Source organism: Phycicoccus sp. Root563, from assembly GCF_001427915.1.
Lineage (GTDB): Bacteria > Actinomycetota > Actinomycetes > Actinomycetales > Dermatophilaceae > Pedococcus.
The window spans coordinates 1509479-1530344 of record NZ_LMGM01000001.1; the positions used below are offsets into that span (position 1 = coordinate 1509479).

General features: G+C 71.3%; 20 protein-coding genes. 9 read left to right on the forward strand and 11 right to left on the reverse strand.

The window, feature by feature from the left end; translation table 11 throughout:
* Positions 1-20: 20 nt before the first annotated feature.
* From ASD62_RS07070 to ASD62_RS07080, 3 genes are all read right to left on the reverse strand, one after another.
* A complete protein-coding gene (locus tag ASD62_RS07070; protein WP_056915355.1) occupies positions 21-1067 on the reverse strand; it encodes an NAD(P)-dependent alcohol dehydrogenase in 1047 nt (348 codons plus the stop codon).
* A gap of 131 nt (positions 1068-1198) precedes the next feature.
* Positions 1199-1441, reverse strand: a complete 243-nt coding sequence (locus tag ASD62_RS07075; protein ID WP_056915356.1) for a hypothetical protein — start codon at positions 1439-1441, stop codon at positions 1199-1201.
* Positions 1442-1681: 240 nt separating this feature from the next.
* Positions 1682-2470, reverse strand: coding sequence for a ParA family protein (locus tag ASD62_RS07080; RefSeq protein WP_056915357.1), 789 nt, complete (start codon positions 2468-2470; stop codon positions 1682-1684).
* Positions 2471-2666: 196 nt separating this feature from the next.
* Between ASD62_RS07080 and ASD62_RS07085 the strand changes: the two genes are divergently transcribed.
* Entirely contained in the window at positions 2667-3581 is a 915-nt protein-coding gene (locus ASD62_RS07085; RefSeq protein WP_056915358.1) for a hypothetical protein, read from the forward strand.
* A gap of 21 nt (positions 3582-3602) precedes the next feature.
* Here ASD62_RS07085 and ASD62_RS07090 read toward each other — a convergent pair whose 3' ends face one another.
* From ASD62_RS07090 to ASD62_RS07105, 4 genes are all read right to left on the reverse strand, one after another.
* Positions 3603-4520, reverse strand: coding sequence for a PD-(D/E)XK nuclease family protein (locus tag ASD62_RS07090; RefSeq protein WP_235530655.1), 918 nt, complete (start codon positions 4518-4520; stop codon positions 3603-3605).
* A 10-nt stretch (positions 4521-4530) separates the two neighbouring features.
* Entirely contained in the window at positions 4531-5148 is a 618-nt protein-coding gene (locus ASD62_RS07095) for a MarC family protein (protein ID WP_056915359.1), read from the reverse strand.
* Positions 5145-5996, reverse strand: a complete 852-nt coding sequence (locus ASD62_RS07100) for a PHP domain-containing protein (protein ID WP_056915360.1) — start codon at positions 5994-5996, stop codon at positions 5145-5147. Before ASD62_RS07100 ends, ASD62_RS07095 begins: the two co-directional genes overlap by 4 nt.
* Before the next feature lie 61 nt (positions 5997-6057).
* Positions 6058-6432 (reverse strand): YciI family protein, encoded by a 375-nt coding sequence (locus ASD62_RS07105; protein WP_056915361.1) that lies wholly within the window; start codon positions 6430-6432, stop codon positions 6058-6060.
* A gap of 180 nt (positions 6433-6612) precedes the next feature.
* Between ASD62_RS07105 and ASD62_RS07110 the strand changes: the two genes are divergently transcribed.
* From ASD62_RS07110 to ASD62_RS07130, 5 genes are all read left to right on the forward strand, one after another.
* On the forward strand, positions 6613-7230 hold the full coding sequence (locus ASD62_RS07110) for a MaoC family dehydratase (protein WP_369818757.1): 618 nt from the start codon (positions 6613-6615) through the stop codon (positions 7228-7230).
* Positions 7231-7360: 130 nt separating this feature from the next.
* Positions 7361-8884 (forward strand): glycerol kinase GlpK, encoded by a 1524-nt coding sequence (gene glpK / locus ASD62_RS07115; protein ID WP_056915362.1) that lies wholly within the window; start codon positions 7361-7363, stop codon positions 8882-8884.
* Positions 8885-8888: 4 nt separating this feature from the next.
* Positions 8889-10631 carry a glycerol-3-phosphate dehydrogenase/oxidase gene (locus tag ASD62_RS07120; protein ID WP_056915363.1) on the forward strand — a complete coding sequence of 581 codons (1743 nt, stop codon included), beginning with the start codon at positions 8889-8891 and terminating at the stop codon, positions 10629-10631.
* A 63-nt stretch (positions 10632-10694) separates the two neighbouring features.
* Positions 10695-11696 (forward strand): DNA topoisomerase IB, encoded by a 1002-nt coding sequence (locus ASD62_RS07125; protein ID WP_056915364.1) that lies wholly within the window; start codon positions 10695-10697, stop codon positions 11694-11696.
* A gap of 52 nt (positions 11697-11748) precedes the next feature.
* Entirely contained in the window at positions 11749-13242 is a 1494-nt protein-coding gene (locus ASD62_RS07130) for an aminopeptidase P family protein (RefSeq protein WP_056915365.1), read from the forward strand.
* 42 nt (positions 13243-13284) lie between these two features.
* On the opposite strand, the gene ASD62_RS07135 is transcribed toward ASD62_RS07130, so the two are convergent.
* Together ASD62_RS07135 and ASD62_RS07140 are read right to left on the reverse strand one after the other, a co-directional pair.
* Positions 13285-14028 carry a PIG-L deacetylase family protein gene (locus ASD62_RS07135; protein WP_056917226.1) on the reverse strand — a complete coding sequence of 248 codons (744 nt, stop codon included), beginning with the start codon at positions 14026-14028 and terminating at the stop codon, positions 13285-13287.
* Positions 14029-14141: 113 nt separating this feature from the next.
* The gene (locus ASD62_RS07140) at positions 14142-14714 is read right to left on the reverse strand and encodes a general stress protein (RefSeq protein ID WP_056915366.1); all 573 of its coding nucleotides are present in this window, start codon (positions 14712-14714) and stop codon (positions 14142-14144) included.
* A 122-nt stretch (positions 14715-14836) separates the two neighbouring features.
* On the opposite strand from ASD62_RS07140, the gene ASD62_RS07145 reads away from it, so the two are divergent.
* A complete protein-coding gene (locus ASD62_RS07145) occupies positions 14837-16543 on the forward strand; it encodes a cell wall-binding repeat-containing protein (protein WP_157581392.1) in 1707 nt (568 codons plus the stop codon).
* A gap of 20 nt (positions 16544-16563) precedes the next feature.
* Here the strand turns inward: ASD62_RS07145 and ASD62_RS07150 are convergent, their stop codons facing one another.
* Positions 16564-17775, reverse strand: a complete 1212-nt coding sequence (locus ASD62_RS07150) for an acyl-CoA dehydrogenase family protein (RefSeq protein WP_056915368.1) — start codon at positions 17773-17775, stop codon at positions 16564-16566.
* A 288-nt stretch (positions 17776-18063) separates the two neighbouring features.
* Between ASD62_RS07150 and ASD62_RS07155 the strand changes: the two genes are divergently transcribed.
* Both ASD62_RS07155 and ASD62_RS07160 read left to right on the forward strand, forming a co-directional pair.
* Positions 18064-18918, forward strand: coding sequence for a serine protein kinase RIO (locus tag ASD62_RS07155; protein WP_056915369.1), 855 nt, complete (start codon positions 18064-18066; stop codon positions 18916-18918).
* A gap of 45 nt (positions 18919-18963) precedes the next feature.
* Positions 18964-19731 (forward strand): alpha/beta hydrolase family protein, encoded by a 768-nt coding sequence (locus tag ASD62_RS07160; RefSeq protein WP_056915370.1) that lies wholly within the window; start codon positions 18964-18966, stop codon positions 19729-19731.
* A gap of 10 nt (positions 19732-19741) precedes the next feature.
* On the opposite strand, the gene ASD62_RS19685 is transcribed toward ASD62_RS07160, so the two are convergent.
* Positions 19742-20716: a L,D-transpeptidase family protein gene (locus ASD62_RS19685; protein ID WP_235530656.1), complete on the reverse strand. Its 975-nt coding sequence runs from the start codon at positions 20714-20716 to the stop codon at positions 19742-19744.
* Positions 20717-20866: the final 150 nt, after the last annotated feature.

Sequence of the window (20866 nt, forward strand, 5' to 3'; positions counted from 1 at the left end):
GCCGCGCGTCGGGCGGGGTGTCAGGCGCCGATGGTCGCCGTGTCGATGACGAAGCGGTAGCGCACGTCGGAGTTCACGACGCGGTCGTAGGCCTCGTTGACCTTGCTGGCGTCGATCGTCTCGATCTCGGCGGCGATGCCGTGCTCGGCCGCGAAGTCGAGCATCTCCTGGGTCTGCGGGATCCCGCCGATGTTGGAGCCGGCCAGTGCCTTGCTGCCACCGATGAGCGAGAACGCCACGAAGGTGCTCGGGTCGCTCGGGGCGCCCACGTTGACCATGGCGCCGTTCGCCTTGAGCAGCGACAGGTAGTCGTCGAACGGCAGGTTCGCGCTCACCGTGTTGAGGATGAGGTCGAACGAGCCGCGCAGCTTCTCGAAGGTCTCCGGGTCCTTGGTGGCGTAGTGGGCCACAGCGCCGAAGGCCTTGCTGTCGGCCTCCTTGGAGGTCGTCTGGCTCAGCACGGTGACCTCGGCGCCGAGGGCGGCGGCGAACTTCACGCCGAGGTGGCCGAGGCCACCGAGGCCGACGACGGCGACCTTCTTGCCGGGCCCTGCGCCCCAGCGCTTGAGCGGGTTGAACGTCGTAATACCGGCGCACAGGAGCGGTGCGGCGACGTCGAGCTCGAGGGCGTCGGGGATGCGGACGGCGAAGCGCTCGCTCACGACGACGGACTGCGCGTAGCCGCCCATGGTCTTCTCGCCGTCGTAGCCGGTGCCGTTGTACGTCATGACGGCACCCTTGAGGCAGAACTGCTCCTGGCCGTCCTTGCAGTACTCACACTCGCCACAGGAGTCGACCATGCAGCCGACGCCGACGCGGTCGCCGACCTTGTAACGGGTCACGCCGCCACCGACCTCGGAGACGACTCCGGCGATCTCGTGGCCGGGCACCATCGGGAAGATGGCGCTCCCCCACTCCTCACGGACCTGGTGGATGTCGCTGTGGCAGATTCCGGCAAATGCGATGTCGATGACGATGTCGTCATCGCGCAGCTCGCGGCGCTCGATCGTGGTCGCCTCGAGGGCGGCTCCGGCGGACGCGGCGGACAGTGCTGCAGTGCGGGACATGATTCTCCTTGGGGGGTCGGGGTCAGTCACCGTCAAGGGACAAGTCCCTCGCGGACGTGACTATTCCGAGCCCGCCGGCGGGGCTGGTGCGCGACCGCGCCGCGAACGCCGGGGAGAATGCTTCGGACGAGCTACCGCGACTGCCCGGAAACCCGGTATGCGGCGGGGACGGCGGACTGCGCCGACGTGGAGTTCCCGACCTGCTGGAGCTGGACCGCCGGGGCGCCCGAGCCCGTGGTGGCGTCGGAGGTGTCGTTGATGCCCACGGACCAGTAGAGGACGCACACGGCGATCGCCGCGAGGATGGTCTGCAGCGGTCCGGCGTGGGCGCCGGTCGAGCGGGTGGTGGATGTCGGCTGGGGGGTGGACGACATTGGGGGACTCCTCGGATCTGCGCCGCGCTCGACGACCAGCAGGGGGTCTGGTCGTGCTCCGTGGCGGATGCAGAGATCGTCGCAGCGCATCAACCAGCGGTCACGACCTCTTTGCCAGTTCCATACCTTCCGACACGCCGACGGCGCCGTTTCCGGCCCGATCGGCTCAGTAGGGGGTCGTCCGTTCGGTTGAGGTGCGGTAGCCGCGTCACAGGCGTCTCACAGGCAACGCACGCCACCTCAGAGCGTGGCGAGCTGCTTCGCGAGCGCCTTCGCGACCTCACGGTAGGCCTTGGCCCCCTTGGACGTGCGGGAGGTAGCCAGGATGCTGCGGCCCACCGCCGGCGCCTCGGCGAACCGCACCGTCTTCGGGATGGGCGGGCTCAGGACCGGCAGGTCGTAGCGCTGGCCGACGTCGGCGAGCACCTCCTGGGCGTGGTTGCTGCGGCCGTCGAACATCGTGGGCAGGATCCCGAGGACCCGCAGGTCCTTGTTGAGGATCTTCTGCACGTCGGCGACGGTGTCGAGCAGCTGGCCGACCCCGCGGTGGCTGAGCATCTCGCACGGCATCGGGATGACCAGCCCCTGGCTCGCGGTCAGGGCGTTCAGCGTGAGGACCCCCAGGCTGGGTGAGCAGTCGAGCAGGATGACGTCGTAGTCGCCGCGCACGTCCTCGAGGGCGGTGCGCAGCACGTACTCGCGTCCGGGTCGCGGGAGCAGCTGGGCCTCGGCGCCCGCGAGGTCGATCACGCTGGGCACCAGGTCGACACCGTCGTCGCAGGCGACCCGGACGTCGGCGATGGTCGCCTTGCCCAGGAGCACCTCGTTGACGGAGGCCTCGACCTCGTCGGGGTCCACACCGAGGCTGAACGTGAGGCACGCCTGGGCGTCGAGGTCGACCAGCAGCACGCGCTTGCCCTGCTCGGCGAACGCCGCCCCGAGGGAGGCGACCGACGTCGTCTTCGCGACGCCGCCCTTCTGGTTGGCCACCGAGACGATGGCTGCGGGCCGGGTGCGAGCTCTGGCCAACGGGAGGGCCCTTCCGTGCGAGGTGGGTGTGCCGGGGGCGCCAGTCTGTCAGGTACGAACGGTGACGATGCGGCGGCCGTACGGACAGGGATTGTCCGGTCCCCGCGCGAAGAGATAGTTGAACGCTTATCGTGTTGGGCGTAGCGCAGGGCTACGCAAAGGGCGGCGCGGACGTGCCGACAGGAGAGGTTTGGCTGTGGCGACGCCGCAACACCGGGGCCAGGGGGGCCCCCAGGGACTCGACGATGCCACCTTCCCTGCAGCCCTCCGCACGGCCGTCAAGCGCAGCGGACGCAGCCTGGAGTCGTTGCGTCGCCGCCTCGACGAGCGCGGCACCCCCGTCAGCATCGCGACCCTCAGCTACTGGCAGTCCGGGCGCAGCCAGCCCCAGCGGGTCGGCTCGCTGGAAGCCGTCGCCCACCTCGAGGAGATCCTCGGGGTTCCGCGCGGCCACCTCCTGAGCAAGCTCGGCCCTCGACGCCGGCCCGGTCCGCCCCGCGAGCTGCCCCGCGCCGCCGACCTCCCGGTCGAGATCCCGCTCGCGACCCAGGCGATGGAGCAGCTGGGGTTCGGCGACACCCTCGAGCTCGTCGACCTCACGGTGCACGACACCCTCGACGTCGACGCCCACGGCGTTCAGCGCGTGCGGACCATCCGCAACGTCGTCCGTGCCATGCGCGACGGCGCCCAGCGCATCCCTGCCCTCCTCGCGACCGACCAGCCGAGCGGCGAACGGGCCGAGTTCCGGGCGGTCAGCGGCTGCCGCGTCGGGCGTACGATCTCCCACGACGCCGACGGCGTGTTCGCCGCCGAGATCATCCTCGACCGGCCCCTGCGCGTCGACGAGACCGCAGCGGCCGAGCACCAGGTCGTGCTCCCCCGCGACCTCGACCCCGAGCAGTCGATCGAGTACTTCCTCCTGCACAGGGTCACCGAGCTGATGATCTGGGTGCGGTTCCACCCGGCCAGGCTGCCCGTCACCGTCGAGACCTACAGCGTGCTCGACGGGATGACCACCTCGTCCCTGATCGACCTCGGCGACTCCACCAGCGTCCAGCACGTGGTGCACCGGGTCGGGCCCGGACGCGTCGGCATCCGCTGGAACTTCTGAGACCAGCCCTCGACGAGGCGGTCAGGTGCCGGTGCCCGAGGACGGTGCCGCCGGTCGAGCGGGGTCCTCGAGGGCGGCCCAGCTCGACTTCTCCGGCCCGAACGCCTGGCCGGCCGGGCAGTGCGCCCTGAAGTCGCACCACTGGCACAGCGGCCCCACCGTGGCGGGGAACCGTCCCGAGTCGACGCCGAACTGCGCATAGTCGTCCTCGGCGCGACGGGCTTCGCGTGCGATGGACTCGGCCTCCGCGATCTTGCGCTGCAGCGACTCACCGCTGTGCTCGTGCGTGGCCACTGCGCCGCTGGGCAGGTGGTGCAGCTCGACCCGGACGCAGCGGCGGCGGAACATCTTCCACGCCGCCGCGGCATACAGGGCGAGCGGGAGCGAGGTGCGCGCGTCGTCGTCGGTGGGCTCCCACCGGCTCGTCTTGTAGTCGACGACCGCCAGCTCGCTGCCGCGGTCGTCGAGCCGGTCGATGCGGCCCTGGAGGGCCAGCTCCTCGGTCTTGAGCGACACGGTGCGCTCGATGCCCAGCGGCTGGTCGACGGGGTCGACGTCGGAGAGGTAGGTGCGCACCTGCCCCTGCGCCCGCTGGCGCCACTCCAGCGACTGGTCGGCGTCGCGGAAGCCCGCCTCGATCCACGAGGTCCGCACGAGCTCGGCACCGGCCTCCGGGGTGCGCTGCTCCGGGGCGAGGTCCCACCAGTCGCGCAGGGCGTTGTGCACCGCCGTGCCCACCGAGGTGTGCGCCCGCTGGGCGCGCTGGGGCGGGGAGGGTCGGTCGAGGTACTGCATGCGGTACCGGCGCGGGCAGTCGACCCACGCGAGCAGGCGGCTCGGGCTGGCGCGGAACAGGCGCCGCGGCATACCGCCGAACGACTCCTGCACGAACGCGGACCGGGCGGCCGACGCCGGCCCCGCGGGACTCCCCTGCTGCATGCCCGCCACGTTAGGCGCTGCCACTGACGAAGGCCCGGATGCTGTCCGCGACCATCTGGACGGCGATCGCGGACAGGAGCAGCCCTGCGATGCGCGTGATGAGGACCGTGCCACTGTCCTTGAGCACCCGGTGGACCTGCCCCGCGAACCGGAAGAACAGCCACACGACGAACATCGTGGCCATCAGCCCCAGCGCCACCGCGACGTACTGGCTGAGGCCGTCGGCACGCTTGACCTGGAGCATCGTGGCGACGATCGCCCCCGGTCCGGCGAGCAGCGGGGTGCCGAGCGGCACCAGGGCGACGTTCACGCCTGCGTCCGCGTGCTGCTCCTGCTCCGAACCGGTGAGCAGCTGCAGGGCCACGAGGAGCAGCAGCAGGCCACCGGCCCCCTGCAGCGCCGGCAGCGAGATGTGCAGGTAGGTGAGGATCTGCTGCCCGAACACCGCGAACAGCACGATGACGCCCAGCGCCACGAGCGAGGCGCGACGGGCGGCGGCGATCTTCTGCTTCTGCGTCAGGGTGCCGGTGAGGGCCAGGAAGATCGGCAGGGCGCCCGGCGGGTCCATGATCACGAGCAGGGTGACGAAGACCGAGCCCAGGACCTGCAGGTCGACGATGTCGTTCACGGCCTGACCACCTCGATGTCGCTCCGTGCCTGGTCCTCGATCTCGGCGAGCACCAGGGGGTCCGTGGTGTTCTCGCCGAGCACGTTCTGCTTGCCGGTGCCGTGGTAGTCGCTCGAGCCGGTCGTGAACAGTCCCAGCTGCGCGGCGAGGTCGACGGCGTGCGCCTTCTCCCGCGGGGTGTGGTCACGGTGGTCGGCCTCGAGCCCACCCAGCCCGGCCCGGGCCATCGACTCGATGACCTCGTCGCCGACCGTCCAGCCGCGACCGTTGGCGAACGGGTGCGCCATGACCGGCACCCCGCCCGCCGCCCGGACGAGCTCGACGGCGCGCACCGGGTCGGGCGCGTAGTGCGAGGCGTAGTAGCGGCTTCCGTTGCGCAGCAGGTCCTCGAACGCCTCGTCGCGGGTGCGGATCACGCCGCTGTCGACGAGGGCGTCGGCGATGTGCGGCCGGCCCAGGGTGGCACCGTCACCGGCGAGCCCGCGCACCTGCTCGAGCGTGACCGGTATGCCGTCGGCCGCCATGGCGTGCACCATGCGTGCAACCCGGGTCTCGCGGGAGTCCTTGGCGTGGGCCAGCTCGGCGCGCAGCTCGGGGTGGTCCGGGTCGACGAGGTAGCCGAGCAGGTGGACGCTGATGCCCCGGTGCTGGCAGCTGATCTCCACGCCCCGGACCAGGCCGACCCCGACCTCGAGGGCGGCGTCGACGGCGGCCGGCCACCCGGCATACGTGTCGTGGTCGGTCAGGGCCACCACGTCCAGTCCGGCCAGTGCGGCCGACCGGACCACGTCGGCGGACGGCTGGGTGCCGTCACTCGCCGAGGAGTGGGTGTGGAGGTCGATGAGCACGCCCCAAGGGTAGGGGCAGCCACCGGGTCCTCCCGCCCGGTGGCCGCCCCCTCCAGCTGGGCTACTCGGCGACGGGGCGCAGCTCGACGGTCTCCCCGGGTCCTGCGAACTTCAGCACGACCTCCTCAGCCCGTGCCCGGTCGGCGACGTCGATGAGGAAGAACCCCGCGAAGTGCTCGGTCGTCTCGGCGTAGGGACCTTCGGTCACCTTGCGCCGGCCACCCTCGAACCGCACCAGGGTCGCCTCCCGCGGATCGCCCAGGGCCTGGCCGCCGACCAGCTCGCCGCGTTCGGACAGGTCCTGCATGACCGCCTCGAAGTCCGCGTTGAGCCGCTCCCGCTCGGCTGCCGGCATCGCCTGGTGCTCGGCCAGGAAGTCGGCCGTCGGGTGACCCCAGGGCTGGGGGTTGGAGTGGATGAGGATGACGTACTTCATGTGGGGCTCCCTGTCTGGGTGCTGGTGGCCGTGCGGCCCGGTCACCACCATGACGCCCGGAGCCCGGCGTACTCGACATTTCGCTCAGGATCTTTCTCCACGTGCCCACCCGACGTGCGCGCGCGCTGTGAGGGAACCCACGCGGCATACCGGTGTCGCCGTCGGTCCCCGATCGGCAGGATGGCCACCATGCAATTCGGACGCAGCTACGAGGAGTTCGAGGTCGGCGCGGTCTACAAGCACTGGCCAGGCAAGACGGTGACCGAGTACGACGACCACCTGTTCTGCCTCCTGACCATGAACCACCACCCGCTCCACCTCGACTCGAACTACGCGGAGAACACGACGCAGTTCAAGAAGAACGTGGTGGTCGGCAACTACATCTACTCGTTGCTGCTGGGCATGTCCGTCCCCGACGTCTCGGGCAAGGCCATCGCCAACCTCGAGGTCGAGTCGCTGCGCCACGTCGCACCGACGTTCCACGGCGACACGATCTACGGCCAGACCGAGGTCCTGGACAAGTGGGAGAGCAGGTCCAAGGACGACCGCGGAGTGGTCCACGTCGAGACCAAGGGCTACAACCAGGACGGCACGCTGGTCTGCATCTTCCGCCGCAAGGTCATGGTGCCCAAGGAGAGCTATCTCGCTGCCCGCGGTGGTGAGCAGCCCGGCCGCCCCGAGCTGGTCGAGCCCGCGCCGACCCCCACCCCCGCGCCGACCCCCACCCCCGCGCCGACCCCCACCCCCGAGCCGGCCCCCACCCCCGAGCCGGCCCCCACCCCCGCGCCCGAGGGCTGAGCCCTCCGTCACTCAGTGAGCACCAACTGTCGCAAAGGCCCAGCCTTGCCGACCGTTCGCGCTCACTGAGCGCGGATCGGGTCCCGAACAGCCCCCGTCGGGTCGGTCACTGCACCGCTAGGGTCTGGGCATGGCCGATTTCGTTGGCGCGGTGGACCAGGGGACGACGAGCACACGGTTCATGGTGTTCGACCACTCGGGGGCCGAGGTGGGCCGCCGTCAGCTCGAGCACGAGCAGATCATGCCGCGCGCCGGGTGGGTCGAGCACAGCCCGCTGGAGGTCTGGGAACGCACCCAGACCGTGATCGCGTCCGCCCTGGCCCACCTCGACCTGCAGGCCAGCGACCTGTCCGCCCTCGGCATCACCAATCAGCGCGAGACCACGGTCGTGTGGAACCGCCGCACCGGTCGCCCCCTGTACAACGCGATCGTCTGGCAGGACACCCGCACCGACAAGATCGCCCGGGCGCTCGACCAGTCGGGGAAGGGCGAGGTCATCCGCGAGCGCGCGGGCATCCCGCCGGCCGCCTACTTCGCCGCGGGCAAGGTCCAGTGGATCCTCGAGAACGTCGACGGCGCACGCAAGGCGGCCGACGACGGCGACGCGGTCTTCGGCACCATCGACACCTGGCTGCTGTGGAACCTCACTGGCGGCACCGACGGCGGCGTCCACGTCACCGACGTGACCAACGCCAGCCGCACCATGCTCATGGACCTGCGGACCCTCGACTGGGACGACGAGCTGCTGTCCTTCTTCGACATCCCGCGCTCGATGCTCCCCGAGATCCGGCCGAGCTCCGACCCGGCGTTCTACGGCACCACCCGCCCCGGTGGCCCCCTGGGTGGGGAAGTCCCGCTCGCCGGCGACCTCGGTGACCAGCACGCGGCCACCGTCGGCCAGGTCTGCTTCAGCCCCGGCGAGGCGAAGAACACCTACGGCACCGGCAACTTCATGCTGCTCAACACCGGTGAGGAGATCGTCCGCAGCGAGTCCGGGCTGCTGACGACGGTCGCCTACCAGTTCGGCGACGCCAAGCCGGTCTACGCGCTCGAGGGGTCCATCGCCGTCACCGGCTCGGCCGTCCAGTGGCTGCGCGACCAGCTCGGGATCATCTCCGGGGCCGGCGACGTCGAGCGCCTCGCCCGGTCCGTGCAGGACACCGGCGGCCTCTACTTCGTCCCTGCCTTCTCCGGCCTGTTCGCGCCCTACTGGCGCCCCGACGCCCGCGGCGCCATCGTCGGCATGTCCCGCTTCAACACCGGGGCCCACCTGGCCCGGGCCACCCTCGAGGCGATCTGCTACCAGAGCCGCGACGTCGCGGACGCGATGACCAAGGACTCCGGCGTCGAGCTCGAGGTGCTCAAGGTCGACGGCGGCGTCACCGCCAACGGCCTCTGCATGCAGCTGCAAGCGGACATTCTGGGCGTGCCCGTCTCACGCCCGGTGGTCGCCGAAACCACCGCCCTGGGCGCGGCCTACGCTGCAGGTCTGGCCACTGGCTTCTGGTCCGGCACCGAGGAGCTGCGCGCCAACTGGCAGGAGTCCCAGCGATGGTCGCCGACCTGGAGCGACGAGCAGCGCACCGACGGGTATGCCGGGTGGCGCAAGGCCGTGGAACGCACCCTGGACTGGGTGGACGTCGACGAGGGGTAGGGCAATGACCACGGGAACCGCCACCGGGACGACCGGGAACGCCCGGACCACAGGGCTCTCGCCGCAGTCCCGCCAGCGCGCCATCGAGGCCCTCAAGTCCGGCGAGGAGCTCGAGCTGCTCGTCATCGGCGGCGGGGTCGTCGGCAGCGGCACCGCCCTCGACGCCGTGACGCGGGGCCTGTCGACAGGCCTGATCGAGCAGCGCGACTTCGCCAGCGGCACGTCGTCACGGTCGAGCAAGCTCATCCACGGCGGCCTGCGCTACCTCGAGATGCTCGACTTCGCGCTGGTCCGGGAGGCCCTGCACGAACGCGGCCTGCTGCTCACCCGCCTCGCGCCGCACCTCGTGCGCCCGGTCCCGTTCCTCTACCCCCTCACCCACCACGGCTGGGAACGCGCCTACGTCGGCTCGGGCATCGCGCTCTACGACGCGATGGCCATGGCGGCCAGCGGCGGCGCCGGGCTGCCCCACCACCGCCACCTCACCCGCCGCCAGGCGCTGCGGCTCATGCCCAGCCTGCGCAACGACGCCCTCACCGGCGCCGTGCAGTACTACGACGCCCAGGTCGACGACGCCCGCCACACGATGGAACTGGCCCGGACCGCCGCCCACTACGGCGCCCACGTCGCCAACCGTGTCGCCGCCATCGGGTTCCTGCGCCAGGGTGAGCGCGTCACCGGGGTCCGGGCGATCGACAAGCTCACCGACGAGGAGTTCGTCATCAACGCCCGGCAGATCGTCAACGCGACGGGTGTCTGGACCGACGACACCCAGGCGATGGTCGGCGAGCGCGGGCAGTTCCACGTGCGCGCCTCGAAGGGCATCCACCTCGTCGTGCCGCGGGACCGCATCCACTCCTCGACCGGCCTGATCCTGCGCACCGAGAAGTCCGTGCTCTTCGTCATCCCGTGGGGCCGGCACTGGATCATCGGCACCACCGACACCGACTGGGCACTCGACAAGGCGCACCCCGCGGCCACCCGTGCCGACATCGACTACATCCTCGACCACGTCAACCGCGTCCTCCAGACGCCGCTCACCCACGAGGACGTCGAAGGCGTGTACGCCGGGCTGCGCCCACTGCTCGCCGGCGAGTCCGAGTCCACGAGCAAGCTGTCCCGCGAGCACGTGGTGGCCCACAGCGCCCCCGGACTCGTCGTCGTCGCCGGAGGCAAGTACACGACCTACCGCGTGATGGCCAAGGACGCCGTGGACGAAGCGGCACAGGCGATCTCGCGACGAGTCCCCGCGTCCACGACCGACACGGTTCCCCTCGTGGGGGCCGTCGGCTACGCCGCGATCTGGAACCAGCGCCACTCCCTCGCCGCCGACGCCGGGCTGCACGTCGCCCGGGTGGAGCACCTGCTGCAGCGCTACGGCGTCCTCACCCAGGAGGTCCTCGCCCTCGTCGCCGAGCGCCCGGAGCTGGGACAACCCCTCGACGGCGCCGAGGACCACCTCCAGGCCGAGGTCGTGTATGCCGCGTCCCACGAGGGAGCGCTCCACCTCACCGACATCCTGACCCGCCGCACCCGCATCTCGATCGAGGCCTGGGACCGCGGGGTCTCGGCAGCACCCGTGGCAGCGGCCCTCGTCGCACCCGTGCTCGGCTGGGACGAGGCCCGCACGCAGGAGGAGATCGCGATCTACCTCGGCCGGGTCGAGGCCGAACGGGTCAGCCAGACCATGCCGGACGACGCCTCCGCCGACGAGGCCCGTCGCAGCGGGCCGGACAGCACCCTGTAGCGCGGCCGCGCCATACGCCCTCTCCAAGGGGCCTGACCTGCGCTTTTGGCTTAGGGTCCCACCATGGCTCGCCTGCGTACCGTCTCCCCCGCCTCCCGTGGCTGGACCCGTCGCCGGGCCGGCAAGGGGTTCGTCTACCTCGACGCCGACGGCGCCCGTCTCCCCGCCGCCGACGTCGAACGCATCCGCGCCCTTGTCATCCCCCCAGCGTGGGAGAACGTCTGGATCTGCCCCGTCCCCAACGGCCACATCCAGGCCGTCGGGAGCGACGCGGCCGGCCGTCGGCAGTACCTGTACCACCCGGACTGGCGGATCAAGCGGGACGCCGCGAAGTTCGACCGCGTCCTGGGCGCCGCCGCCCGCCTGCCGGCCGCGCGCAAGCGGGTCCTCGCGGACCTCGCGCTGGAGGGTATGCCGCGCGGCCGGGCGTCCGCCGTGGCCGTCCGGCTGCTCGACCTGGGCTACTTCCGCATCGGCAGCGACGCGTACACCGAGGACAACGGGTCGTTCGGGCTGACGACCCTGGAGCGCCAGCACGTCACGCGCAAGGGTGACGTCATCGTGTTCTGCTTCGTGGGGAAGTCGGGGATCGAGCACTGCATCGAGATCGACGACACGGCCGCGATGGAGGCACTCGACCGGCTGCGCAAGCGGCGCTCGGCGAGCAGGCGGCTGCTGGCCTACCAGGACGCGAAGCGGTGGTCCGACCTCGACGCCACCACGGTGAACGCCTACCTCGCCGAGCTGCTCGGCGGCGAGATGACCGCGAAGGACTTCCGGACGTGGCACGCGACGGTGCTGGCAGCGGTCGCCCTCCGCTCCAGCAACGAGCCCGGCGACACCAAGACCTCACGCAAGCGCGCCATCAAGGCCGCCGTCGAGGAGGTGGCCAGCTACCTCGGCAACACCCCCACCATCGCCAAGAACTCCTACATCGACCCGCGCGTCCTCGACAGCTACGAGTCGGGCACGACGATCGACGTCGACCCCAGCCGGTTCCGCAGCCCCGAACGCCGTCAGGCCGCCATCGAGAAGGCCGTGCTCGCGCTGCTCGCGCCGAGCTGAGGGCCCGCCCCGGGGGCTGCGACACGTCATACCTCCATGGCACGATGGCGCCGTGAGCAGCGAAGAGCAGACCAAGCCGGAGAACCGCGCCCGCCCGACGACCGACGAGTTCCGCGCGTTCGTCGCCGAGGACTGGGCACCTCGCACCCCGGGTGCCACCGGGCTGAGCGAGGCCGCCCGGTATGCCGCGGACCGGCGTGCCGCCGTGAGCGCCGCCTACGAGGGCGACCGCCTGGTCATCCCCGCCGGGGGCCTCAAGGTGCGCAGCAACGACACGGACTACGTGTTCCGGCCCCACACGGCGTTCGTCCACCTGACCGGCCTCGGCGGTGACCGGGAGCCGGACGCCGTCCTCGTCCTCGAGCCCCGCGACGACGGCTCGCACGAGTCCATCCTCTACTTCCGTCCCCTCGCGGGTCGTGACAGCGACGAGTTCTTCGCCGACTCCAGGTACGGCGAGTTCTGGGTCGGCGCACGCCCCACCATCGAGGACATCGAGACCGAGCTCGGCCTCACCGCCCGCCACATCGACGAGTTCGCCGATGCCGCGGTCAAGGACTCGGGCGAGGTGACCGTCCGCGTCGTGCGTGACGCCGACCGCGACCTCACCCGCCAGCTCGACGCCGCACGCGCCTCGGAGAACACCGATCAGGACGAGCTCACCGAGAGCGACGACGAGCTCGCCCACTTCCTCTCCCACCTGCGCCTGACCAAGGACGAGTGGGAGGTCGAGGAGATGCGCAAGGCCGTCGAGGCGACCCACCACGGGTTCGAGGCGGTCATCGCCGACCTGCCCGAGGCGCTGGCCAACGGCCGCGGCGAGCGCTGGGTCGAGGGCGTCTTCGGCCTCACCGCCCGGCACGAGGGCAACGGTGTCGGCTACGACTCCATCTGCGCCGCCGGCGACCACGCCACCACGCTGCACTGGATCAAGAACACCGGGGAGATCAACGAAGGCGACCTCATCCTGCTCGACGCAGGGGTCGAGGTGGACTCCCTCTTCACCGCCGACATCACCCGCACGCTCCCCGTCAACGGCACCTTCTCCGACGCGCAGCGCGAGATCTACGACGCCGTGTATGCCGCGCAGGAGGCCGGCCTCGCAGCGGTCAAGCCCGGCAACAAGTTCTCCGACGTGCACGCCGCCGCGATCCGCGTGATCGCCGAGCACCTGCACTCCTGGGGTCTGCTGCCGGAGGGCGTCGACGTCGAGGGGACCCTCGACAGGGAGCACGGTCAGTACCACCGCCGCTGGATGGTGCACGGCACCAGCCACCACCTCGGCCTCGACGTGCACGACTGCGCGCTCGCGACGCGCGAGGAGTACATGGACGCCGAGCTCGTGCCCGGCATGGTCCTCACCGTCGAGCCGGGGCTCTACTTCAAGGCTGACGACCTCAAGGCACCCGAGCGGTTCCGTGGCATCGGGGTGCGCATCGAGGACGACGTCCTGGTGACCGCCGACGGCCACGAGAACCTGTCCGCCGGCATGCCGCGCACGTCCCAGGACGTCGAGGCCTGGATCGCCGAGGTCCAGTCCCGCTGAGTCGCTGAGTCGCTGAGCGAGGCGCGACGTGTCGTGCCTCGTTCAGCGACGGTCCACCACGTCGAGGGTCAGCGCCTTGTCGACGCCGGCCGCCTGACCACCCCACCCGAGGATCATGCCGATCAGCTCGGCCGGCTTGGGGAACGTGTCGGGCAGGGCCGCGTTGTAGGCCGCGTGGGCCTCGAGCGAGGCCACCGACTGCTCGACGTGGTCGGTGACGTCGACGAAGTGGGTGGGGGTGGGTGAGCCGCCGAAGCAGAGCCGCTTGACGCTCCAGGGTTCGAACCCCTCGTCGACCAGCTCGGGGAAGATCCAGCGGTTCCCGGCGTCGGCCACCGCGTCGACGCAGGCGAGCCCGACGGCCCGGTGGTCGGCCTGGTTGAGCATCCCCTGGACGAACCGGTCCCCGTAGTGACCGGTGACGACCACGTCCGGCTTGCGGCGCCGGATCTCGCGGGCGATGTCCCGGCGCAGTGGGAGCCCGTACTCGACGTTCCCGTCGCGGTGGTCGCCGAAGTCGACCTCGGTCACCCCCACGAGCGCGGCGCCGTCCCGTTCCTCCTGCTCGCGGACACCGGCCGCCTGGTCGGGGTGCATCGTGTCGATCCCCGCCTCGCCGCGGGTCAGCAGGAAGTAGGTGACGGTCTTGCCGGCCGCGGTCCACTTCGCCACGGCTGCCGCGGTGCCGTACTCGATGTCGTCCGGGTGCGCGACCACGCACAGGACGGAGGAGAAGTCGTCACCGAAGTCGACGAGGGCGGGTCGGTCACCGGCGGGCTCGCTCATCCCGGCAGCGTACGACCCGGCGTCCGTCCTGCCCATCCCCCGAGGTCACGCATCCAGGGACCGGCTGCGGGTGCGCCGCCGGGGACCGGCTGCGGGTGTGCCGGGTGGCTCCGTCAGGCGGGCGGGGGTTGCTGACCCGGGTGCGCCTGCTGCTGCCGAGCCGCATCGAGGTTCGCCTGGGCCTGCGCCTGGGCAGCGGCCATCGGGTCCATCTGGGTGAGCAGCTCACGGGCCTGGGCGGCGAACTTGTGCTCGACGAGGACCTCGTACTGCGTGGCCACGACCTGCATGACCGAGGTGAAGTCCCTCGGGCCCCGGGCGATCTGGTAGCCGAGGAGGCTCCACACGACGCCGAACAAGGCGCCGAAGGCCACCGTCGCGAGGATGCCGGACAGGCCCTGGTTGTCGAACAGGGCGAAGGCCGCGCCGACGAACAGGCCGAGCCAGGCGCCGGAGATGAGCCCGCCGAGGGCAGCCCGTCCGCGGGTCAGGCGTCCGGTCACCCTCTCGAGCTGCTTGAGGTCGGTGCCGACGATGAGGACGTTCTGCACCGGGAACTCGTGGTCCGACAGGTAGTCGACCGCCCGCTGCGCCTTGTCGTAGGTGTCGTACCGGCCCAGGGACATCGGGTACTCCAGCGCGAGGACGGCGCGGGAGCGACTGAGGGCGGTGGGCTGCGTGCTCATGCCTCCAGTGTGTCAAAGCCCGCTGGACGTTGCCTGAACGGCCGGGGTCCGGTCCTCCCCTGTTCAGCCGTGACGGGGACACCACCCTCGCGCCCGTTCGGGGAAGGTGTCACTCTGGAGTGGTGTCCCCGGCCAGCACTCTCCGTCGCGCCAGGGCGGTCTCGGCCTGTGCCGCGATCGCCCTCCTCGCCGTCCCGGCAACGGCGCACGCGGCACCCAGGGCCGATCCCGACGCCCGCGCCGGCAAGGCCACCACCCGGGACGTCGGTCCCGACGCCGACCCGGTGCCGTCTCCCGTCACCGCTGCCGCCGCCCCGACCACGGACCGCCTAGCGGGCGCCGACCGCTACGCCACCGCCGTCGCCGCCTCCCGGGCTGCCTTCCCGAGCGCGAACCCCGCGGGCCTGACCACCGTGTACCTCGCTTCCGGGGCCGACTACGCGGACGCCCTGGCTGCCGGCCCGACCGCGGTGGCCCGCGGCGGCGGCCTGCTCCTCACCCAGCCCGACCGACTCACCGCATCGACGGCGACCGAGCTGCGTCGCCTGGCCCCCGACCGTGTCGTGGTCGTCGGCGGCGCCGGGGCGGTCTCCGCCAAGGCGATGCGGGACGTCAGCGCCCTCGGCCTCCCCGTGAGCCGGATCTCGGGGGCCGATCGCTACACCACCTCCGCGGCGGTCGCGCGGGAGGGCTTCCCGTCCGGCGCCCGCACCGCCTGGGTCGCCACCGGCCAGGGGTATGCCGACGCCCTCTCCGCCGGCCCCGCGGCCTCCGCCGCAGGCGGTCCCGTCGTCCTCGTCGACGGTCGTTCGCGCACACTGCCCGCTGCGACGAGCCAGCTGCTCAAGGACCTCGGTGTGACGACGGTGCGGATCGCGGGCGGCACCGGGGTGGTCTCCAGCGGCATCGAGTCGGGTCTGCGGTCCCTCGTCGGCTCCTCGGCGGTGACCCGCTCCGCCGGCGCCGACCGGTACACCACCACGATCGCCGTCAACAGCCGCGCGTTCCCGTCCCTCTCCCGGGGGGACGCCTACGTGGCCGCGGGGAACGGCTTCGCCGACGCCCTCGCCGTCGGGGTGCTCGCGGGGCGGTCCAAGCGACCCCTGTACCTCTCCTACGCCTACTGCGCCAACGGTTCCGTGCGCACAGAGCTGAGTCGCACGGTCATCTCGAGGGTTCGCCTCGTCGGCGGTCCGGGAGCGATCCGCGGGTACGTCGGGACGCTCGGAGCCTGTCGGAGCCTGACGGCCGCGGACAGCCTGTGGGTGGTCGCCAACAAGCAGCGACGCCTCAGCCCGAAGAGCTATGCACCCAGCGGCCTCGTCCAGCCCGACGTCGCGACGATCAACGGCCACAAGCTCCGCAGGGACGCCGCCGCCGCGCTCAAGACGATGATCGACGCCGCCAGAGCCGAGGGCGCCGGTCGCATCGCGCTCCTCAGCGGCTACCGCTCCTACTCGTACCAGGTGCAGGTCTACAACGCCGAGGTCGCACTGCGGGGCGTGGCCGCCGCCGACAAGGTGGTCGCCCGGCCCGGCTACAGCGAGCACCAGACCGGACTCGGCATGGACCTGTCACCCGTGGGTGACCCCAGCTGCAACGACTACCGCTGCATCGGCAACACCCCGCAGGGCCGCTGGCTCGCGGCCAACGCCCCCCGGTTCGGATTCGTCCTGCGCTACGAGAGCGGGCGCACCCCGACCACGGGCTACAGCCCCGAGCCGTGGCACTTCCGCTACCTCGGCGCCGCGACGTCACGCGACTACAAGGCCGGTGGGTTCCACACCATCGAGGACTACTTCGGGTTGCCGGCAGCACCGAGGTACTGAGCCCGCTCCCGGGTCCGCTGCTACGTCTTGAGCGCGAAGTCCTCGAGCAGGCGCCGACCGATGATCATCTTCTGGATCTCGGCGGTGCCCTCGCCGATGAGGAGCATCGGGGCCTCGCGGTACAGCCGCTCGATCTCGTACTCCTTCGAGTACCCGTAGCCACCGTGGATGCGGAACGACTGCTCGACCACGTCCGCGCAGTTCTCGGAGGCGAGGTACTTGGCCATCCCTGCCTCGAGGTCGTTGCGCTTGCCGGCGTCCTTGAGCCGGGCGGCCTTCACCATCATCTGGTGGCTGGCCTCGACCTTGGTGGCCATGTCGGCAAGGCGGAAGAGGATGCCCTGGTGCTCGGCGATCTTCTTGCCGAACGTCTCGCGCTGCTGGGAGTAGGCGATCCCGAGCTCGAAGGCCCGCATCGAGACGCCGCAGGCGCGGGCCGCGACGTTGACGCGGCCCACCTCGACGCCGTCCATCATCTGGTAGAAGCCCTTGCCCGGCTCGCCACCGAGGATCTGGGCCGACGTGGTGCGGTGCCCGTCGAGGACGAGCTCGGTGGTGTCGACACCCTTGTAGCCCATCTTCTCGATCTTCCCGGGGATGGTGACGCCCTGCGCGGTCTCGCCGAAGCCGGGCTCCTTCTCGACGAGGAAGGTCGTCATGTTCTTGTAGACCGAGTCGGCGCCGAGGTCCGACTTCACCAGCACCGCAACGAGATTCGCGCTGCCGCCGTTCGTGAGCCACATCTTCTGGCCGGTCAGGGTCCACTCGGTCGCGTTGCCCTCGCCGCCGCCCTTGACGGCCTTGGACTTGATCGCCGAGACGTCCGACCCCAGACCCGGCTCGCTCATCGAGAACGCCCCTCGCACCTCACCGGTCGCCATCCGCGGCAGGTACCGCTGCTTCTGCTCCTCGGTGCCGTGCTGCAGCAGCATGTAGGCGACGATGAAGTGCGTGTTGATGATGCCGCTCACGGACATCCAGCCCCGGGCGATCTCCTCCACCACGAGCGCATAGGTCAGCAGGGACTCGCCGAGGCCGCCGTACTCCTCGGGGATCATCAACCCGAAGATCCCCATCTCCTTCATGCCCTCGACGATCTGCGTCGGGTACTCGTCGGCGTGCTCGAGCTCCTGCGCTACCGGGATGATCTGCTCGTCGACGAACTCCTTGACGAGCTTGACCAGCTCGACCTGCTCGTCGCTCAGTCCGTCGGTCTGCTGGAGTCGGGACATCCGGGGATCGCCACCTTGCGTTCGCGGGAAAGGGAACCTCCCGCGAGTATGCCGAGCGGCTCGGTCCCGGCACAGGTTCAGCCCGTGTGAGCCTCCCCACCCGCGGGGAGGTGCAGCGTCGGTAAATCGGTGGCGGGGCGGCATACCGGTCTGTCACGCTCTCACCGGAAGCGCTGGGCAGCCGAGCCCGCGCCCGAGCTCCACAACGGAAGAGACGGAGGGTCGAGATGTCCACGACGGTCCCGGGCACCACCTGTGCCCTCTCCCCTCTTCCCTTGGAGTTCACCCATGCAGTTCAAGGAGTCCGCGGCCCTTCCAGGGGCTGACCTCTTCTCGTTCGACAGCCTTCCCGACGACCCGCCCGAGGGCGAGCGCTGGTCGAGCTGGGACGGTGCCACGCACGGTCCGAAACCCCGACCCGACTGGGTCATCACCGCGCTCGGCGCCGTCGAGACCGACCTCGGCGTCCTCAAGACGGGCAAGGAGGCGGACGTCCACATCGTCCGTCGCTGGATCCCCGACGGCACGACCGAGCCGGCGGTCGACAGCTTCCTCGCCGCCAAGCGCTACCGCACCGGCGAGCACCGGATGTTCCACCGCGACGCCGGCTACCAGGAGGGACGCCGGGTCCGTCGCAGCCGCGAGATGCGAGCCATGGCACGACGCACCGAGTTCGGCAGGGAGCTGCTCTCCGGGCAGTGGGCCATCGCGGAGTTCGAGGCCCTGGGAACGTTGTGGGAGATGGGGATCCCCGTTCCCTACCCCGTGCAGCTCAGCGATCGCGAGATGCTCATGGAGTTCATCGGCGCCGACGGAGTGGCCGCACCGCGGCTGGCCCAGGCGCGACCGGAGGCGGCCCTGCTGCCCGAGCTCTTCGAGCAGCTGCGTTCGGTCATGGTCGTCCTGGCGGAGCGGGGCTGGACCCACGGCGACCTCTCGCCGTACAACGTCCTGCTCCACCACGACCGCCTCGTCGTCATCGACTGGCCCCAGATCGTCGACATCATCGGCAACCCGCGCGGGTTCGAGTTCCTGGAGCGCGACGTCACGAACATGTGCCGCTGGTTCACCACCCGGGGCCTGGCGGTCGACGAGGGCGAGCTCCTCGGTGACCTCGTCGCCGCCTCGACCGCCCGGTGGTGAGGCGCGGCGACCGAGCGCCCAGCGGGGCGCGGCTAGGCTCGCGGCATGTCCACGGTGAGCCGGCGCGGGGTGCTCCTCGGCGCAGCCGGAGCAGCTCTCGGCCTCGCGGGGTGCGGCGCCAGCGGCCCCCGGCGCCGGTCCGGGACCCTGCGCAGCCGTCACTGGCCGGACCACGACATCCGGTGGGAGATGGCCCTCCCCGACTCCGGGCGCGGCGCCAGCCCGCTCGTCGTCGTCCTGCACGGCAAGAGCGGCAGCGCGCGCTCGGCGTTCGACTCGCTGCACCTCGACGAGCACGTGGCGGCGACCGGGCTCACCATCGCCTCGGTCGACGGCGGCGACTCCTACTGGCACCGGCGCCGCAGCGGCGTGGACACGGGGGCCATGGTCGTCGACGACTTCCTGCCGCTCGCCCGCAACGAGGGCGGGTACGGCGGCCCGGTGGCCCTCCTCGGGTGGTCGATGGGCGGCTACGGGGCCCTGTTGCTGGCGTCACAGCTCGGTCGTGAGGGCGTGGGCGCCGTGGTCGCCGAGAGTGCGGCCCTCTGGACCGGCCCGGGCGCGAGCGCCTCGGGTGCGTTCGACGACCGGGAGGACTTCGTCGCGCACGACGTGTTCGACCGGGCCGACGTCCTCGCGGGCCTCCCCGTCCGGCTCGACTGCGGGGACCGCGACCCCTTCGTGGCGGCGAACCGTGCCTTCGCGAAGGTACTCCCGTCAGCGACCCTGACCGTCTACGCCGGAGGCCACACGAACACCTACTGGCGCGAGCACGCCCGGGGCCAGCTCGAGTGGATCGCCAAGCAGCTCTGAGCGATCCGCGTCAGTAGACGACGACGCGGCTACCGATCGGCATCAGGTTGTCGGCCCAGATCATGTTCATCGCCGGGTTGCTCACGCGGGCGCAGCCGTGCGACGCCGGGTATCCGGGGATCGACGCCGCCCCGTGGACGGCGATGCCACCGTTGAAGTACCGGGGGCGCCAGAGGTCGCCGAGCGGGCCCTTGTCGAGGTGGTCGACGGAGCGGAAGGTGCTGAACGTCCCGGCCGGGGTGTTCGCGACGTGCTGGCTGCCCCTCGAGGTGTACGTCTCGCCGCTCCCGGTGCTGGTGTTGAGGATCGTCGTGACGCGCCCACCGCGGACCACGAGCAGCAGCTGTCGGGCCTTGTCGATCTCGATGCCGGTGCCACCGATGCGCGACTGCGGGCGGGTCCCCGCCTGGAGGGCCTTCCGGGTCGAGGGCCCGTACACACCGTCACGGCCCAGGCCGGCGGCCTTCTGCAAGGCCATCACGGCCTGCGACGTCAGCAGGCCGAACTCGCCGTCCGCGGTGCCGTTCCAGTAGCCGAGCGATGAGAGTCGCTGCTGCACCGACTTCACGTACGGCCCCGAGTCGCCGACGTGGAGGGTGTCGCCCTCCGTCGGGACCGGCTGTGGCTTCGGCGCGGTCGGAGTGGGGGCGGGCTTGGTGGTCGGCTTCGGCGTGGTCGGCGCCGGAGCCGGCTTCGTGGTCGGCTTCGTCGTCGGCGTGGCCGTTGCCGTGTCGCTGGGGACGGCCGGCGTCGCCTCGGTGGGCTCGCTGGTCGTGGGGTCGGCGCTCGGGGTGTCCGCGGAGGGGGTGTCGGCGGACGGCTGGTCCGAGGAGGACGGTGCCGCTCCGGCGACCGGTCCGCTCGACGAGGCGCTCGCGCTCCCGACCGACACCATGCCGCACCCGCTGAGGGCCGTGGCGGCAACCATCAGGCCCGTGGCCAGGACCGTCGTCGAACGGCGTGGGTCGAGTCGGTGGTGGGTCATGGTGTCCCTCTCGTCGCTGCGCGGTGAGGCCGTACCTGCGGAACCTCACACAGGGTGACGCACCAGCACGCAAACCGGTTGTCCCGGATGCGTGTCGTTGCCGACTCGAGACCTGGCCCACCGGCCCCGGACATGGCGCGGTCGCCCTCC

Coding starts and splice junctions, on each gene's coding strand:
- ASD62_RS07160 (WP_056915370.1), top strand. CDS start 18,964: ATGTCCACGGTGAGCCGGCGCGGGGTGCTCCTCGGCGCAGCCGGAGCA.
- ASD62_RS07075 (WP_056915356.1), bottom strand. CDS start 1,441: ATGTCGTCCACCCCCCAGCCGACATCCACCACCCGCTCGACCGGCGCC.
- ASD62_RS07090 (WP_235530655.1), bottom strand. CDS start 4,520: ATGCAGCAGGGGAGTCCCGCGGGGCCGGCGTCGGCCGCCCGGTCCGCG.
- ASD62_RS07120 (WP_056915363.1), top strand. CDS start 8,889: ATGACCACGGGAACCGCCACCGGGACGACCGGGAACGCCCGGACCACA.
- ASD62_RS07125 (WP_056915364.1), top strand. CDS start 10,695: ATGGCTCGCCTGCGTACCGTCTCCCCCGCCTCCCGTGGCTGGACCCGT.
- ASD62_RS07070 (WP_056915355.1), bottom strand. CDS start 1,067: ATGTCCCGCACTGCAGCACTGTCCGCCGCGTCCGCCGGAGCCGCCCTC.
- ASD62_RS07135 (WP_056917226.1), bottom strand. CDS start 14,028: ATGAGCGAGCCCGCCGGTGACCGACCCGCCCTCGTCGACTTCGGTGAC.
- ASD62_RS07155 (WP_056915369.1), top strand. CDS start 18,064: ATGCAGTTCAAGGAGTCCGCGGCCCTTCCAGGGGCTGACCTCTTCTCG.
- glpK (WP_056915362.1), top strand. CDS start 7,361: ATGGCCGATTTCGTTGGCGCGGTGGACCAGGGGACGACGAGCACACGG.
- ASD62_RS07110 (WP_369818757.1), top strand. CDS start 6,613: ATGGCCACCATGCAATTCGGACGCAGCTACGAGGAGTTCGAGGTCGGC.
- ASD62_RS19685 (WP_235530656.1), bottom strand. CDS start 20,716: ATGACCCACCACCGACTCGACCCACGCCGTTCGACGACGGTCCTGGCC.
- ASD62_RS07140 (WP_056915366.1), bottom strand. CDS start 14,714: ATGAGCACGCAGCCCACCGCCCTCAGTCGCTCCCGCGCCGTCCTCGCG.
- ASD62_RS07105 (WP_056915361.1), bottom strand. CDS start 6,432: ATGAAGTACGTCATCCTCATCCACTCCAACCCCCAGCCCTGGGGTCAC.
- ASD62_RS07150 (WP_056915368.1), bottom strand. CDS start 17,775: ATGTCCCGACTCCAGCAGACCGACGGACTGAGCGACGAGCAGGTCGAG.